This window comes from Dankookia sp. P2 (assembly GCF_050632255.1).
Taxonomy (GTDB): Bacteria; Pseudomonadota; Alphaproteobacteria; order Acetobacterales; family Acetobacteraceae; genus Paracraurococcus.
This window is the reverse complement of sequence record NZ_CP192581.1, coordinates 5,967,522-5,981,563: the sequence shown is the minus strand read 5'-3', so window position 1 is coordinate 5,981,563 and position 14,042 is coordinate 5,967,522. Positions and strand designations below refer to the sequence as shown.

The 14,042-nt window shown below is 73.2% G+C and carries 14 protein-coding genes and 7 pseudogenes; 6 read left to right on the top strand and 15 right to left on the bottom strand.

Annotated elements, in window-relative coordinates:
- Positions 1-20: 20 nt before the first annotated feature.
- Positions 21-629, bottom strand: coding sequence for a GTP cyclohydrolase I FolE (folE, locus tag ACQ86J_RS35575; protein ID WP_431269203.1), 609 nt, complete (start codon positions 627-629; stop codon positions 21-23).
- A 164-nt stretch (positions 630-793) separates the two neighbouring features.
- On the opposite strand from folE, the gene ACQ86J_RS35570 reads away from it, so the two are divergent.
- Positions 794-997 carry a hypothetical protein gene (locus ACQ86J_RS35570; RefSeq protein ID WP_431272779.1) on the top strand — a complete coding sequence of 68 codons (204 nt, stop codon included), beginning with the start codon at positions 794-796 and terminating at the stop codon, positions 995-997.
- Here the strand turns inward: ACQ86J_RS35570 and ACQ86J_RS35565 are convergent.
- A pseudogene (locus ACQ86J_RS35565) lies at positions 928-1,269 on the bottom strand (MerR family transcriptional regulator); the annotation flags it as partial. The gene ACQ86J_RS35570 and the pseudogene ACQ86J_RS35565 sit on opposite strands and share 70 nt — an antisense overlap.
- Positions 1,256-1,571 (bottom strand): annotated as a pseudogene (locus ACQ86J_RS35560) (integration host factor subunit alpha). The pseudogenes ACQ86J_RS35560 and ACQ86J_RS35565, both read right to left, overlap by 14 nt.
- Before the next feature lie 217 nt (positions 1,572-1,788).
- Here ACQ86J_RS35560 and ACQ86J_RS35555 point away from each other — a divergent pair.
- The 4 genes and pseudogenes from ACQ86J_RS35555 to ACQ86J_RS35540 all read left to right on the top strand — a co-directional run bounded on the left by ACQ86J_RS35555 (position 1,789) and on the right by ACQ86J_RS35540 (position 4,826).
- Complete coding sequence (locus tag ACQ86J_RS35555; RefSeq protein WP_431269202.1) at positions 1,789-2,592, top strand: FIST signal transduction protein; 804 nt, start codon at positions 1,789-1,791, stop codon at positions 2,590-2,592.
- Complete coding sequence (locus ACQ86J_RS35550; RefSeq protein WP_431272649.1) at positions 2,499-2,930, top strand: FIST C-terminal domain-containing protein; 432 nt, start codon at positions 2,499-2,501, stop codon at positions 2,928-2,930. Before ACQ86J_RS35555 ends, ACQ86J_RS35550 begins: the two co-directional genes overlap by 94 nt.
- A gap of 5 nt (positions 2,931-2,935) precedes the next feature.
- A complete protein-coding gene (locus ACQ86J_RS35545; RefSeq protein ID WP_431269201.1) occupies positions 2,936-4,120 on the top strand; it encodes a diguanylate cyclase domain-containing protein in 1,185 nt (394 codons plus the stop codon).
- Positions 4,006-4,826: pseudogene (locus ACQ86J_RS35540) on the top strand (putative bifunctional diguanylate cyclase/phosphodiesterase). The gene ACQ86J_RS35545 and the pseudogene ACQ86J_RS35540 overlap by 115 nt, the downstream one beginning before the upstream one ends.
- Before the next feature lie 10 nt (positions 4,827-4,836).
- On the opposite strand, the gene ACQ86J_RS35535 reads toward ACQ86J_RS35540, so the two are convergent.
- From ACQ86J_RS35535 to ACQ86J_RS35520, 4 genes and pseudogenes are all read right to left on the bottom strand, one after another.
- Complete coding sequence (locus ACQ86J_RS35535) at positions 4,837-5,817, bottom strand: beta-ketoacyl-ACP synthase III (protein WP_431269200.1); 981 nt, start codon at positions 5,815-5,817, stop codon at positions 4,837-4,839.
- A 28-nt stretch (positions 5,818-5,845) separates the two neighbouring features.
- Positions 5,846-6,897 (bottom strand): annotated as a pseudogene (gene plsX, locus ACQ86J_RS35530) (phosphate acyltransferase PlsX).
- A gap of 32 nt (positions 6,898-6,929) precedes the next feature.
- Positions 6,930-7,132, bottom strand: a pseudogene (gene rpmF / locus ACQ86J_RS35525) (50S ribosomal protein L32).
- Between the two features lie 111 nt (positions 7,133-7,243).
- Positions 7,244-8,293, bottom strand: coding sequence for a YceD family protein (locus ACQ86J_RS35520; RefSeq protein ID WP_431269199.1), 1,050 nt, complete (start codon positions 8,291-8,293; stop codon positions 7,244-7,246).
- Positions 8,294-8,349: 56 nt separating this feature from the next.
- Here ACQ86J_RS35520 and ACQ86J_RS35515 point away from each other — a divergent pair, with 56 nt between their 5' ends.
- A complete protein-coding gene (locus tag ACQ86J_RS35515; protein WP_431269198.1) occupies positions 8,350-8,916 on the top strand; it encodes an outer membrane protein assembly factor BamE in 567 nt (188 codons plus the stop codon).
- Between the two features lie 60 nt (positions 8,917-8,976).
- Here the strand turns inward: ACQ86J_RS35515 and thiL are convergent.
- The 8 genes and pseudogenes from thiL to ribD form a co-directional block, all read right to left on the bottom strand.
- A pseudogene (gene thiL / locus ACQ86J_RS35510) lies at positions 8,977-9,940 on the bottom strand (thiamine-phosphate kinase).
- A gap of 13 nt (positions 9,941-9,953) precedes the next feature.
- Positions 9,954-10,616, bottom strand: coding sequence for a transcription antitermination factor NusB (nusB, locus tag ACQ86J_RS35505; protein WP_431269197.1), 663 nt, complete (start codon positions 10,614-10,616; stop codon positions 9,954-9,956).
- Complete coding sequence (locus ACQ86J_RS35500; RefSeq protein WP_431269196.1) at positions 10,616-10,897, bottom strand: 6,7-dimethyl-8-ribityllumazine synthase; 282 nt, start codon at positions 10,895-10,897, stop codon at positions 10,616-10,618. Before ACQ86J_RS35500 ends, nusB begins: the two co-directional genes overlap by 1 nt.
- A complete protein-coding gene (locus tag ACQ86J_RS35495; protein ID WP_431269195.1) occupies positions 10,866-11,099 on the bottom strand; it encodes a hypothetical protein in 234 nt (77 codons plus the stop codon). Before ACQ86J_RS35495 ends, ACQ86J_RS35500 begins: the two co-directional genes overlap by 32 nt.
- The gene (gene ribB / locus ACQ86J_RS35490; RefSeq protein ID WP_431272648.1) at positions 11,096-12,235 is read right to left on the bottom strand and encodes a 3,4-dihydroxy-2-butanone-4-phosphate synthase; all 1,140 of its coding nucleotides are present in this window, start codon (positions 12,233-12,235) and stop codon (positions 11,096-11,098) included. Before ribB ends, ACQ86J_RS35495 begins: the two co-directional genes overlap by 4 nt.
- Positions 12,236-12,331: 96 nt before the next feature.
- Positions 12,332-12,877, bottom strand: a pseudogene (locus tag ACQ86J_RS35485) (riboflavin synthase); the annotation flags it as partial.
- A 1-nt stretch (position 12,878) separates the two neighbouring features.
- A complete protein-coding gene (locus ACQ86J_RS35480; RefSeq protein WP_431269194.1) occupies positions 12,879-13,325 on the bottom strand; it encodes a dihydrofolate reductase family protein in 447 nt (148 codons plus the stop codon).
- Positions 13,274-14,017: a bifunctional diaminohydroxyphosphoribosylaminopyrimidine deaminase/5-amino-6-(5-phosphoribosylamino)uracil reductase RibD gene (gene ribD / locus ACQ86J_RS35475; RefSeq protein WP_431269193.1), complete on the bottom strand. Its 744-nt coding sequence runs from the start codon at positions 14,015-14,017 to the stop codon at positions 13,274-13,276. The genes ACQ86J_RS35480 and ribD overlap by 52 nt, the downstream gene beginning before the upstream one ends.
- Positions 14,018-14,042: the final 25 nt, after the last annotated feature.

Below are 14,042 nucleotides of genomic sequence, written 5' to 3'. Positions count from 1 at the left end.
CCTCCGGGCGGCTCTCCGGCTCAGCTCTTGCCGATGAGCGCCATCAGCTCGCGGCGGGTATTCGCGTCGTCGCGGAAGACGCCGAGCATCCGGCTGGTGACCATGCTGGCGCCGTGCTGGTGCACGCCGCGCGTCGTCATGCACTGGTGCTCGCTCTCGATCACCACGCCGACGCCGCGCGGCTGCAGCACCGCCTCGATAGTGTTGGCGATCTGCGCGGTCAATTTCTCCTGGATCTGCAGCCGCTTGGCATAGGCCTGCACCACCCGCGCCAGCTTGCTGATCCCGACCACCCGGTTGCTCGGCAGGTAGGCGACATGGGCGCGGCCGATGATCGGGACCATGTGGTGCTCGCAATAGGATTCGAGGCGGATGTCCTTCAGCAGGACGATCTCGTCATAGCCCTCGGTCTCGGCGAAGGTGCGCTCCAGCACCGCCACCGGGTCCACCGCATAGCCGGCGAAGAACTCCTCGTAGGACCGCACCACCCGGGCCGGCGTGTCGAGCAGCCCCTCCCGCGCGGGATCGTCGCCGGCCCAGCGCAGCAGCGTCCGCACGGCGGCTTCCGCCTCGGCCCGGCTGGGGCGGGCGACGGGCATCGGCGTCTCGGCAAGCGGCTTGGCGACCATGGGGGACCTCCGTGAAGGGCTTCGCCACCGCAACGCCCGGGCGGCCCGCGGTATCCCCTTCGCCTCGTCCGGAGTGCGATCCGCGCCGCGCAACTGCAGGCTGGCTCGCCGTGTCGCCGGGCCGGCCGCATTCCCGCGGCCTGCGGCATTCGGTCGCAACGGCCATGTCGTCGCATCGTGGCGAGGTCAGGCGCCGGCCCGCCTCACCGCCCGGCAAGGGCGTGCAGCTCCTCGGCCAGTTCCTCCAATTCCTCGAGCAGCGCCCCGACGCTGCCGGGCGGCGAATCCGGGTCGCCCAGGGCAGCTTCTGCTCGCCCTCGGCCAGCCCGCCCTCGCGCAGCAGGCGTTGCACGCCCTTGATGGTGTAGCCCTGGGTATAGAGCAGGTCGGAAATCCGCCGCAGCAGGGCGATGTCCTCCGGCCGGTAGTAGCGCCGTCCGCCGCCGCGCTTCAGCGGCTTCAACTGGGAAAGTTTCGTCTCCCAGAAGCGCAGCACGTGCTGCGGGATGTGCAGGTCGTCCGCCACCTCGGAGATGGTGCGGAAGGCGGTCGGCGCCTTGCGGGCCCGCAACCGGCTGGCCTCGCCGTGATCCTCGGTCATCGGCACGCGCGGTCCATGCCCCGGCTCATGCCTCGTCATCCCCGCCGGTCACCGCCTGCCCGTTGATCCGCGCCTTCAGCACCTGGGACGGGCGGAAGGACAGCACCTTGCGCGGCAGGATCGGCACCTCGATGCCCGTCTTCGGGTTGCGGCCGACCCGCTGGCCCTTCTGCCGCACCATGAAGGTGCCGAAGGCGGAGATCTTCACCGCCTCCCCGGCCTCGAGCGCCCCGGCCATGCGGTCGAGCACCGCCTCCAGCAGCGCCGCGGATCTCGTTCCGCGAGAGCCCAACCTGGCTGTAGATCGCCTCCGCGAGGCTGGCACGCGTCAGCGTGTTCATGGCGCAACTGGGTCCCGCAAGCCCTTATGCAGCCTAGGAAACCTGTATCGATTGCGGTGGTCAAGCAAGGTATCGCACCGGCGCATCGAAGCTGGCCGGGCGTGTCCCGTACGCCGCAGTGTGTTGTAAATGGCACACCTCGGACGCTAACCGAACCTTATCCCCTTGGTTGCATCCTGTGCCCCCGACCCCGTGACGGGGCCGGCGGAGGCTGCGGATGCACTGCGACGAGATGGTCTGGACCCCGGCCACCGGCTGGCAGGGCGGCGCCCCCTTCGGCGCGGCGGCTGGGGTGGTGCTCTATTTCGGCCGGCGCGACCTGCTGGCGGATGGCGCCTGCCACCGCGAGCTGCAGGCCAGGCATCCCGGCGCCCTGGTGCTGGGCTGCAGCACCGGCGGCCAGATCCGCGGCGAGGAGGTGGAGGATGACGGCGTCGCCGCCCTGGCCCTCGCCTTCCGTGCCACCCGGCTGCACCTGGCGGTCGAGCGGGACTGCGCGCCGTCCCGCTCGCACGCCTGCGGCACGGCGCTCGGCCGGGCGCTCGCCGCGCCGGGGCTGGCCGGGGTCTTCGTGCTGGCGGACGGACTCCGGGTGAATGGCAGCGCGCTGGCCGAGGGGCTGGCGGCCGCGCTCGGCCCGGGCGTGCCGGTGACGGGCGGCCTGGCGGGGGACGGCCCGCATTTCGGCGCCACCCTGGTCGGCGCCGGGGCGCACATGCCGCAGCAGCGGCTGGTCGCCGCCCTCGGCCTCTATGGCGATGCGCTGCGGCTGGGCCATGGCAGCGCCGGCGGCTGGGAGGCCTTCGGCCCCGCCCGCCGGGTGACCTGGTCGGCCGGCAACGTGCTGCGCGAACTGGACGGGGCGCCGGCGCTCGACCTCTACGAACGCTACCTGGGGAGGAAGCCGCCGGCCTTCCCGGCACCGGGCTGTTCTACCCGCTGCGGGTCTGGGACCCCGGCAGGCCGGACCATGACCTGGTCCGCACGCTGCTCGGCATCGACCGCGCGGCGCGCAGCCTGACCTTCGCCGGCGACGTGCCGGAAGGCTGGGCGGCGCAGCTGATGCGCGGCGGCCCCGACCGGCTGACCGCCGGCGCGGCGGAGGCGGCGGCGCAGGCCGCGGCGGGCGGCATGGGCCAGGGCCGCGGCGTGGCGCTGCTGGTCAGCTGCATCGGCCGCCGCCTGCTGCTGGGCCAGGCGACGCCTGATGAGATCGAGGCGGTGGCCGGGCAGCTCCCGCCCGGCACCCGGCGGTTCGGCTTCTACTCCTATGGCGAGATCGCGCCGCACCCGGTCTCCGGCAGCGCCGAGCTGCACAACCAGACCATGACCGTCACCCTGCTCTCGGAAGTGGACTGACCGCCATGCCGGGCCCCCAGCACCGCCTCTTCGCCAAGCAGCTGGCGCGCGCGACCGATGCCGCCGGCGCGGTGGACATCGCCCGGCTCGGCGCCCTGGTCGGCGCCGCCTATGCCGAGGCCGAGCGCGGCCGCCGCCGCACCGAGCGCGCCATGGGGCTGATGGCCGAGGAGCTGGCCGCGACGAATGCCCGGCTGGAAGCGCTGGTGCAGGCGCTCAGCACGCAGAACCGGCGGTTCGAGGCGGCGCTCGACAACATGCCGATGGGCCTGGCGATGTACGATGCCGGGGAGCAGCTGGTGGTCGCCAATGCCCGGCTGAACGCGGTGCTGAGTCCGCAGCCCGGCACGCTGCGGGCCGGCATGTCCTACCGGCAGGTGGTCGCCGCCTGTACCGAAGCCGGCCATTTCGCCGAGGCCAGCGCCGAGGAGGTCTATGCCGCCCGCCGCCGCATCTTCGCCCCCGGCAGCGCCTACGCCTTCGAGGAACGGCGCGGCGACCGCATCGTCGCCGTCGCCGGACGGGCGCTCGAGGGCGGCGGCTGCATCCTGACCTTCCAGGACATGACCGAGCGCCGCGAGGCCGAGGCACGGATCGAGCACATGGCGCGGCACGACGCGCTGACCGGCCTGCCGAACCGCGCCCAGCTCCGCGTGCGGATGGAGGAGGCGCTGGCCCGCGCCCGGCGGGGCGAGCAATTCGCCGTCCTCTGCCTCGACCTCGACCGCTTCAAGGCGGTGAACGACACGCTGGGCCACCCGGTGGGGGACGGGCTGCTGCGCGCCGTCACCCTCCGCCTGCGCGGCCTGGTGCGGGAGACCGACACGGTGGTGCGGCTGGGCGGCGACGAATCCGCCATCATCCAGGCCAGCGTGCCGCAGCCCGATGCCGCGACCGCCCTCGCCCGCCGGCTGATCGCCGAGCTGGCCGAGCCCTACGAGATCGAGGGGCATCAGGTGGTGGTCGGCGCCAGCGTCGGCATCGCGCTCGCGCCGCAGGACGGCAGCGGCGCCGACCTGCTGCTGAAATCGGCCGACCTCGCGCTCTACCGCGCCAAGGCCGATGGGCGCGGCACCTGGCGGTTCTTCGAGCCGGAGATGGATGCCCGCATGCAGGCGCGGCGGCAGCTCGAGCTCGACCTGCGGCAGGCGCTGGCGGCGGGGAGTTCCATCTGCTCTACCAGCCGCTGATCGACCTCGCATCCGGCCGCATCACCGGATTCGAGGCGCCGCTGCGCTGGCACCATCCGGAACGCGGCCTGGTCTCGCCGGCCGATTTCGTGCCGCTGGCGGAGGAGACCGGGCTGATCCTGCCGCTCGGCGAATGGGTGCTGCGGCAGGCCTGCGCCGAGGCTGCCGGCTGGCCGCCCGGAATCTCGGTCGCGGTCAACGTCTCCGCCGTGCAGTTCGGCAGCCCGCGGCTGGTCGATGCGGTGGCCGAGGCGCTGGCCGCCTCCGGCCTGCCGGGCGCACGGCTCGAGATCGAGGTGACGGAATCGATCATGCTGCAGGACACCGCGCAGACCATGGCCGTGCTGCACCGGCTGCGAGGCCTCGGCATCCGCATCTCGATGGATGATTTCGGCACCGGCTACTCGTCGCTGAGCTACCTGCGCAGCTTTCCTTCGACAAGATCAAGATCGACCAGTCCTTCGTGCGCGACCTCGAGAAGCGGGGCGACGCGCGGGCGATCGTCCGGGCGATCTCCGGCCTCGGCGGCAGCCTCGGCATGCGGACAAGCGCCGAGGGGGTCGAGACGCGCGAGCAGTTCGAGCAGTTGCGCGCCGATGGCTGCACCGAGGGCCAGGGCTGGCTGTTCGGCCGGCCGCTGCCGGACAGCGCCGCCAGGGCGCTGCTGCAGTCGCAGCCCGGTTTCGCCGAGCCGAGCGCCGCCTGAGGCGGCCGGCTCAGAAGCGGGCGAGCGCCGCGCCCCAGGTCAGCCCGCCGCCGATGCCTTCCAGCACCATCAGGTCGCCGCGCTCGATCAGCCCGCGGCCATCCGCATCGGCCAGCGCCAGAGGGATGGAGGCGGCGGAGGTATTGGCATGGCGGTCCACCGTGACCACCACCCGCTCCTTCGGCAGGCCAAGCTTCTTGCCCATGGCGTCGATGATCCGCAGGTTCGCCTGGTGCGGGATCAGCCAGCGGATGTCGGACTGCGCCAGCCCATTGGCGGACAACGCCTCGTCGACCACCGAAGCGAGCTTGGAGACGGCGTGGCGGAACACCTCCTTGCCGGCCATCCGCAGCTTGCCGGCCTCGCCGTTCAAGCCGGCGCCGCCATCGACCAGCAGGATGTCGCCGAAGCGGCCATCGGAATGCAGGTGGGTCGAGAGGATGCCGCGGTCGGCCGCGTCGCCCTGCCCTTCCCCGGCGACCAGCACCACCGCGCCGGCGCCGTCGCCGAACAGCACGCAGGTGCCGCGGTCGGTCCAGTCGAGGATGCGGGAGAAGACCTCGGTCCCGACCACCACGGCGCAGCGTGCCTGGCCGGTGCGGATCAGCGAATCCGCCAGCCCCAGGGCATAGACGAAGCCGGTGCAGGCGGCCGAGACGTCGAAGGCGAAGCCGCGCGTCGAGCCGAGCGCCGCCTGGATGCGGACGGCGGTCGCCGGGAAGGCGCTGTCCGGCGTCGCGGTGGCGCAGACCACGAGGTCCACCGCCTCGCCCGGGATGCCGGCGCGCTCCAGCGCCTTCCGCGCCGCCGCGGCGCCGAGCGAGGAGGCGGTCTCCTCCGGCCCGGCGATGTGGCGCTGGCGGATGCCGGTGCGCTCCACGATCCAGGCGTCCGAGGTCTCGATGCCGAAGGCCTCGGCCAGCCCGTCGTTGGTGACGACCCGTTCCGGCAGGTAGCCGCCGCAACCGGCGATGATGGCCCGGGTCACCATGACGGTCTTGTCCCCAACGGTCGGAGTCTCAGGGCCGGGCGGGCGCCAGCGGCGCGGCCGGCACGGTGGACAGCCGGGAGAGGCCCTCCCGGATGCGGTCGTTGAAATGGTGGGTCACCATGTCCATGGCAACGTCCACGGCATGGGCGAAGCCCAGCGCATCGGTGCCGCCATGGCTCTTCACCACCACGCCGTTGAGCCCGAGCAGGATCGCGCCGTTGTAGCGCCGCGGGTCCATCCATTCGCGCAGCCGGTCGAGCGCCGGCCGCGCCAGCAGGTAGCCGAGCCGCGCCGGGACGCTGCTGGTGAAGACTTGGCGCAGCAGGTCGCGCATCAGCTTCAGCGCGCCCTCGCCCGTCTTCAGCGCGACATTGCCGGTGAAGCCGTCGGTCACCACCACGTCGACGGTGCCGGCGGTGATGTCGTGGCCCTCGACGAAGCCGTGGAAGCCGGCGCCGATATGGCTCTCCCGCAGGATGTCGGCCGCAGCGCGGACCCGGTCGTCGCCCTTCAGCTCCTCTGAGCCGACATTGAGCAGGCCGAAGCTCGGCGTGGTCAGGCCGAGCACGGCACGGGCGAAGGTCTCGCCCATCACCGCGAATTCCACCAGGTTGCGCGCGTCGCAGGCGACATTGGCGCCGAGGTCGAGCATGACCACGTCGCCGCGGGCCGAGGGCATGATGGCGGCGAGCGCCGGCCGGTCGATCTCCGGCAGCGCCTTCACCACGATCTTCGCCAGCGCCATCAGCGCGCCGGTATTGCCGGCCGAGACCACGCCTGCGGATTCCCGCGCGGCGACGCTGTCGATGGCGATGCGCATCGAGCTGTTGCGGCCCTGCCGCAGCGCCGCGGTCGGCTTCATCTCCGAGGAGATGACGTCAGGCGCATGCCGGATCATGCAGGCCTTGGCGGCGCGCGGCCGGCGGGCGAGCAGGCCGCCGATCCTGGTCTCGTCGCCGACCAGCAGGAAGCGGGCCTGCGGATGCCGCTCGGCGGCAAGCTCCAGCCCGTCCAGTACGATATCGGGTGCGTTGTCACCCCCATGGCATCGATCGCCAGGGAGAAAGCGTGCGACACGATCTGCGTTTCCTTGCCGGCCGGGGCCCGGCGGCTCAGGTGCGGACCACGCCCTTCACGGCGTCGGCGGCGATAACTTCACGGCCGTCGTAATGGCCGCAGGAGCCGCAGACATGGTGCGGGCGCTTCAGCTCGCCTGCAGTCCGGGCACTCGGCATGCGCCTGGGTCGGCAGCGCCTCATGCGCACGGCGCATGCCGCCGGCGGGAGGGCGAAACCTTCTTCTTCGGAACGGCCATGGCGCCGAGCCTTTCTTGTCACAAACAGCAGGGTTCTGCGGGAGCGGGCGGCTGTAGCACCGCCCCCCTATACGCAAGCATCATGCCCCGGACCGCCCGGCCCGCGGGCCGCTACGATCCCTTGCGACGCAACGCCGCGAGCGCCGCGAAGGCTCCCGCCCCCGCGTCCGTCGCCTCCGGCGGCAGCTCCGCCCCCGGCGCCCTCGGGTAGGGGTCGAGTGCCAGAGCGAGCTGCTCGGCCACCGCCTCGCCCAGCTCGGCGATCCCGCCCTCGGTCTCGATCTCGTCCGGCTCGTCCGGCCCTTCCGCGGGCTCGCGCCCCGCCGGCAGCAGGCGGAACGCGATGTCCTCGGCGACCCGCTGCGGCACCGGCTCCAGGGTCACGACGCAATCCTGCACGACCGCCGCCTCGAGCCGGCCGCTGACCATGACCGCGCCGTCCTCCTCCGGCACCAACCGCAACGTGGCGCGCAGGCTGTCCACGGCGGGGATGCCGAATCGGCGGGCCAGCGCCGCGCGCTCGGACTCGCTCGCCTCCAGCACCTCGGTGCGCCCCTCCGGCCCCACCCGGCCGAGCGCCAGGGGGCGCGAGAACTCGAGTCGGTCAGCCGGCATCGGCGGGCACCTCCGGGCCAGGGAACCGCGCCTCGCCGCGCAGCAGCGCCGCGATCGGCTGCGTCTCGAGCGCCGCCGCGACGCGGCGCGCCTGGTCCGCCAGCAGGCCCGCCTGGGGCGAAGCCTCGCCCTCCGCGCGCCAGACGTTGCGCTGCAGGGCGGCGGCAAGCGCCGCGGCATCGCCCGCCTCGATCGCCGTCTCATAGGCCTGGGCACGGCCATGGAAGGCCTCCACATCGCCCGCACCCGCTTGCCCACGGCAAGGTCGCTGACTCCCATCTCCCGCAGGTTGATGTCCATGTCGGCGAACATGGCGTCGAACACCGCCTGGGCCAGCGCCGCGCCGCGCGCGTCAGGGTCCTTCCGCAGCCGGCGGATCAGCAGGGCCACATGCAGCCCGACCAGGTCGAAGCGGCCGTCCAGCGTATCCGGCACGCCGAGCGGGCCGAAGAACCAGGGGTCGCGGGCGGCCGCGACCGCCTTGCCGTACAGCTCGAATCCGGCCCGCTCGTGCGGCTTGCGGCGGAACAGGGCGGAGAGGCCCATGGGGGCGGGGTCCTTCAGGCTGGGCGCGGCGGCGTGGTTGACCAGGGCGCGGCAAGGTGGCATTCGGCCGCAGACATGGATCGCCCTTCCCGCCCGGTCAACGCGCCCCCCGCCCTCCGCGCGCTCCGCGTGGCCCGGCGCTCGCCCTGCTCGCCCTGCTGGCGCTTCCCGGCTGCAGCTTCTTCCAGGCGCCGACCATCCAGCGCGGCAACCGGATCACCGAAGAGCAGCTCAAGGAGATCACGCCGGGCGTGCAGACCCGGCAGGATGTCCAGGCCGTGCTCGGCTCGCCGACCCAGACCAGCACCTTTGGCGACAACACCTGGTACTACATCAGCAGCAAGACCCGGCAGCGGCCGGGCCGGGCGCTGTCGGTGACCGACCAGGAAACCGTGGTGGTCACCTTCGACGCCCGTGGCACCGTGCAGGAGATCAAGCGGGTCGGCGAGGACCAGGCGCAGGACGTCACCATGGTCACGCGCGAGACGCCGACGCCCGGCAACGACCGCACCCTGCTGCAGGCGCTGTTCGGCAATGTCGGCCGCTTCGGGCCGGGCGGCGGCCTGCCGACCGGCGCCGCCGCGGCGCCGGGCGGCGGCAGCGGCAGCGGGATCGCGCGGTAGGGTAAGGCAAGGCCGGGGAAGATACGTCCCCGGGGCCCGATCGTCGGCGGCCGGCTGGCGTCAGAAGTGGCTCCAGCCCCCTTGCGGCAAAGCCATCGGCGCCGAACCCGCATCCAGCACCTGGACCACGGGCGCGCCTGGCCCGAAGCGGCCGATGCGGGCGACCGGGACGCCGGCCGCGGCGGCACGCTCCAGGACGAGCGCCGCGGCCCTCCGGCGCCGCCGCGAAGAGCAGCTCGTAGTCGTCGCCTCCGGTCAGGCAGAGCGCCAGCAGCGCGGGATCGGCCGCGACCAGGGCCCGCGCGGCGGCGGAGAGCGGCACCTCCGCCGCCCGCAGCACCGCGGCACAGCCGGCGGCTCGGCAGAGATGGCCAAGGTCCTGCACGAGCCCGTCCGAGACATCCATCGCCGCCCGCGCCAGGCCCGCCAGCGCCTGGCCCAAGGCCAGCCGCGGCCGCGGCAACCGGAAGCGCCCGGCCAGGTGCCCGGCCGCGTCGGCTGCCAGCCTGCCCTGCAGCACCCGCAGGCCGAGCGCCCCATCGCCGATGCTGCCGGAGACCCAAATGTCGTCGCCCGGCCGGGCGCCGTTGCGGCGCAGCGCCGCGCCGGGCGCCACCGTGCCGAGGATGGTGAGGGAGAGCGAGAGCGGCCCCGGCGTCGAGACCGTGTCGCCGCCCAGCACCGAAAGCCCGAACTCCGCCTGGTCCAGCGCCAGCCCGTCGACGAAGCGGCCCAGCCAGTCCGCCGGCAGGCCGCGCGGCAGCGCCGTGGTCATCAGGTAGCCGAGCGGCGCCGCCCCCATGGCGGCAAGGTCCGAGAGGTTCACCCGCAGCAGCTTGCGGCCGATCGTCTCCGGCGGGTCCTCGGGCAGGAAATGCACGCCCGCGACCATGGCGTCGGCGGCCAGCACCAGTTGGCGGCCAGCCGGCGGGTCGAGCAGCGCCGCATCGTCCGAGAGGTCGAGCGCCCCTGGCCCGGCGAGCCGGCGGAAATGCCGGGCGATGAGGGCGAACTCGCCCGGCAGCGCGTCCGTCGGGTCAGCCACCGCGGCGGCGCGGCGGGCCGGTGAATTCCTCCGCGCGCAGGGTGCGGGCCATGGCGTCCAGCACGCCATTGGCGAAGCGTGGCTCGTCGCCGCCGAAGAAGCCGTGCGCGATGTCGAGATATTCGTTGATCAGCACCTTGGCCGGCGGCGCGGCGGCGGGCTGCTCGCGCAGCTCGGCGCAGGCGACGCGCAGCAGCGCCCGCAGCACCGGATCGAGCTTGCCGAGTGGCCAGGACGGGTCGAGATGCGCGGACACCACCTTGTCCACCGCCTCGGCATTCCGTGCCACCAGCATGACGATGGAGGAGAAGAGCGGCACGTCGGCCTCGGGCACCCGGCCTTCCTCGAAGCCGCCATCGCCGGGCTGGGTGCCAAGGCGGTGGCGCTGGAACTGGCTGACCACGGCCTCTGCCGGCTCGTTGTTCTGCTCGCTCTGGAACAGCGCCTGCACCGCGGCGACCCGGGCGCCGGTGCGCGGCCGGCCGCGCGGCTTCGACACGGCGGACTTCCTGCCGGCCTTCGCCGCGGCCGTGGGCGCCTGGCCCGGCACGGCGGGACGCAGCTGCGGCGCCGGGGCCTGCTGCGCCCGCTGCTCCGCCTCGTACTCCGCCCGCAGCCGGTCAAGCTCGCTCATCTCGGTCTTCGGCTCGGGCATCAGAGGCCCCAGCGGCGCCGCAGCGCCACCTGGCCGAGCAGCGCATGCGCCGCCTCGGCCCCCTTGTTGTGCCGGTCGTCGCCGGCGCGGGCCAGCGCCTGCTGCAGCGTGTCGACGGTCAGCAGGCCGAAGCCGATGGCCGCGCCCGTCTCGGCACTGATCTGCATCACGCCGTTGCAGATGGCGTCGCAGATGAAGGTGTAGTGGTCGGTCTCGCCCTTCACCACGGCGCCGAGCAGCAGGAAGCCGTCATAGCGCTCGGCGGATTGCGACAGCGCCATGCGCAGCGCCGCCGGCGAGCTCGTAGCCGCCGGCGACATCCACGGTCTGGTGCAGCGCGCCGGCCTCGGCGAAGACGCGCTCGGCGCCGCGCCGCATGCCGCCGACCACCTGGTCGTAATAGGGCGCCTGGATGGTCAGCAGCCGCGGCGCCGGGCCGGGGATGGGCTGGGCGGCGCGCTCCGGCGCGTCGATCGTGCTCATGCGTTGTCCTTGCTCGTCCTGGTCAGCGGCCGGGTCTCGACCACCCGCAGCCCATACCCTTCGAGGCCGACGATCGGCCGCGGGTTGTTGGACAGCCGCACCATGTCCCTGACGCCCAGATCCGCCAGGATCTGCGCGCCGATGCCGTAGTCGCGGATCTCGGGCGGCGAGACCCGGCGATCCTTGTTGCGCTTCACCTGCTCGCTCATGTTGGTGAGGCGCCAGTCGCGGATCACCACCACCACGCCGCGGCCGGCGCTGTTGATCATGCGCATGGAATCATGCAGGTCCGCGGTGCCGTCGCCGGCAACGATGTCGTGCAGCAGGTTGGCGGCGTGCATCCGCACCAGCACCGGGCCGGGGGCGGAGACGTCACCCTTCACCAGCGCCAGGTGCTCGGCGTATTCGAGCGTGTTGGCATAGACCACCAGCCGCCAGTCGCCGCCGATCTGGTGCTCGATCTGGCCTTCCTGCACGCGGCGCACCAGCCGTTCCGTCCGGCGGCGATGCGCGATCAGGTCGGCGATGGTGCCGAGCTTGAGGCCGTGGTGCTGGGCGAAGGCGACCAGGTCCGGCATGCGGGCCATGGTGCCGTCGTCGTTCATGATCTCGCAGATCACGCCGGAGGGGTTGAGGCCCGCCAGGCGCGCGATATCGACCGAGGCCTCGGTATGCCCTGCGCGGACCAGCGTGCCGCCGTCCCGCGCCAGCAGCGGGAAGACATGGCCGGGCGTCACGATATGCTCGCGGCCCATCTCCGGGTTGATCGCGGTGGCGATGGTATGGGCGCGGTCGGCGGCCGAGATGCCGGTGGTGACCCCCTCCTTTGCCTCAATGCTGACGGTGAAGGCGGTGCTGTGCCGGGTGCCGTTGGCGGCGGCCATCAGCGGCAGGCCGAGCTGGTCGACGCGGTGCCGCGTCATCGCCAGGCAGATCAGGCCACGGGCGAAGCGGGCCATGAAGTTGATCGCGTCGGGCGTCGCGGATCGCCCAGGGATGACCAGGTCGCCCTCGTTCTCCCGGTCCTCGTCGTCCACCAGGATGAACATGCGGCCGCGGCGCGCTTCCTCGATCAGCTCCTCGGTCGGGCTGACGAAGTCGGAGAAGTTGACGCGTTGCGGCGCGGCGGCGGTCATGCTCGGAATCCTCCAGCGAACGCCGGTGGCGCCCTGGTCTGCCGACACCAGCCGGGCGACGTAGCGCGCCAGGGTGTCGATCTCGATGTTCACGCGGCCGCCCGGCTGCAGGGTGCCGAAGGTGGTCACGGCCGCGGTATGCGGGATGATGTTGACCCCGAACACGTCCCCGTCAACCTCGTTGACCGTGAGCGAGCAACCATCGATCGCGACCGACCCCTTGGCAGCCACGAAGCGCGACAGGCCGGGCGGCAGCCGGAAGCGCCAGCGCACGGAAGCATTTTCCGGCACCGCCGAGAGAACCTCGGCGACGCCATCGACATGGCCGGAGACGAGGTGGCCGCCCAGCTCGTCGCCGAGGCGCAGCGAGCGTTCCAGGTTGATCCGGCTGCCGGCCCGCAGCAGGCCGAGCGTGGTCTTCGACAGGCTCTCGGCCGAGGCGTCCACCGCGAACCAGTCGCCGCCGAGTTGCACGGCGGTCAGGCAGCAACCGGAACAGGCGATGGAGGCGCCGATGACGGCCGGGGCCGGCTGCGCCAGGAAGGCCGGCGAGGTGCCGATGACGAGGCGCATGTCGTTGCCGTCGCCGAGCGGTTGGACCTCCCGCACCGTGCCGAGGTCCGTCACGATCCCGGTGAACATGTTACGGATCCTCCTCGCGCAGCAATTCGGTGAGCCAGTCGGCGCCGACGGGACGGCTGGCCACACGGCGGAAGCGTGGCATGGCGGAAAGCGCGGCCAGCGGCAAGGGTTGGACGGCCGGCAGCCCGTCCCCGCCCATGATTCCCGGCGCATGGAACCAGGCGATGCGGTCGACGTAGCCGCCGCGCAGCAGGGCGGCGGCGAGCCCTGCGCCGCCCTCGGCCATCACCCGCGTCACCCCGCGTTGCGCAAGCGCCCCGAGCAGGGCGCCGAGGTCGAGGCCCGGCCGGGTGCGCGGCACCGAGAGGATCTGCACCCCGGCTTCCAGATAGGGCGCCAGCACGCCCGGCCGCTGGTTGGTCCGGGTGGCGATCCAGGTCGGCACCTGCCGCGCCGTCAGCACCAGCCGGCTGTCGAGCGGGGTGCGCAGGCGGGCATCGGCGACCACCCGGGCGAGCGGCACAAGGGCGGTGCCCGGCAGGCGGGGGTCAGCTCCGGATCATCGGCCAGCACCGTGCCGCTGCCGACCAGGATGGCGTCGTGCCGGGCGCGGATCGCATGCGCCTCCCGCCGCGCCTCCGGCCCGGTGATCCACTGGCTCTCGCCGCCGGCGGTGGCGATGCGGCCATCGAGGGTCGTGGCAAGCTTGAGCGTCACCAGCGGCAGCCCGAGGGTGATGCGGCGGGCGAAGCCGGCATTGATGGCGCGGGCCTCGGCGCCGCCGAGGCCGAGTTCGACGATCACCCCGGCCTCGCGCAGCCGCTGCAGGCCGCGCCCGTCCACCCGCGGGTCAGGGTCGCCGGTCGCCACCACCACCCGGGCGACGCCGGCCTGGATCAGCGCGTCGCAGCACGGCGGGGTGCGGCCCCAATGGGAGCAGGGCTCGAGCGTGACATAGGCGGTGGCGCCGCGTGCTGCCTCGCCGGCCCGGGCCAGCGCCTCGGTCTCGGCATGCGGGCGGCCGCCGGGCTGGGTCCAGCCGCGGCCGACCACCCGGCCGTCGCGCACCAGGACGCAGCCGACCGCCGGGTTCGGCCAGGTATTGCCGAGGCCGCGCCGCGCCACGGACAGGGCGGCCGCCATATGGGCGCGGTCGGCCTCGGGGTCGGGCATCGGCTCAGCGCGGGGGAAGGCGATCATGCCGGCATAACTGGCGCAGCCGCGG

What these genes read in the sequence shown, in the direction of transcription:
- folE (WP_431269203.1), bottom strand. Translation starts at nt 629, where the DNA reads ATGGTCGCCAAGCCGCTTGCCGAGACGCCGATGCCCGTCGCCCGCCCC.
- ACQ86J_RS35570 (WP_431272779.1), top strand. Translation starts at nt 794, where the DNA reads ATGTCGTCGCATCGTGGCGAGGTCAGGCGCCGGCCCGCCTCACCGCCC.
- ACQ86J_RS35555 (WP_431269202.1), top strand. Translation starts at nt 1,789, where the DNA reads ATGCACTGCGACGAGATGGTCTGGACCCCGGCCACCGGCTGGCAGGGC.
- ACQ86J_RS35545 (WP_431269201.1), top strand. Translation starts at nt 2,936, where the DNA reads ATGCCGGGCCCCCAGCACCGCCTCTTCGCCAAGCAGCTGGCGCGCGCG.
- ACQ86J_RS35535 (WP_431269200.1), bottom strand. Translation starts at nt 5,817, where the DNA reads ATGGTGACCCGGGCCATCATCGCCGGTTGCGGCGGCTACCTGCCGGAA.
- ACQ86J_RS35520 (WP_431269199.1), bottom strand. Translation starts at nt 8,293, where the DNA reads ATGGGCCTCTCCGCCCTGTTCCGCCGCAAGCCGCACGAGCGGGCCGGA.
- nusB (WP_431269197.1), bottom strand. Translation starts at nt 10,616, where the DNA reads ATGCCCGAGCCGAAGACCGAGATGAGCGAGCTTGACCGGCTGCGGGCG.
- ACQ86J_RS35500 (WP_431269196.1), bottom strand. Translation starts at nt 10,897, where the DNA reads ATGGCGCTGTCGCAATCCGCCGAGCGCTATGACGGCTTCCTGCTGCTC.
- ACQ86J_RS35495 (WP_431269195.1), bottom strand. Translation starts at nt 11,099, where the DNA reads ATGAGCACGATCGACGCGCCGGAGCGCGCCGCCCAGCCCATCCCCGGC.
- ribB (WP_431272648.1), bottom strand. Translation starts at nt 12,235, where the DNA reads ATGACCGCCGCCGCGCCGCAACGCGTCAACTTCTCCGACTTCGTCAGC.
- ribD (WP_431269193.1), bottom strand. Translation starts at nt 14,017, where the DNA reads ATGATCGCCTTCCCCCGCGCTGAGCCGATGCCCGACCCCGAGGCCGAC.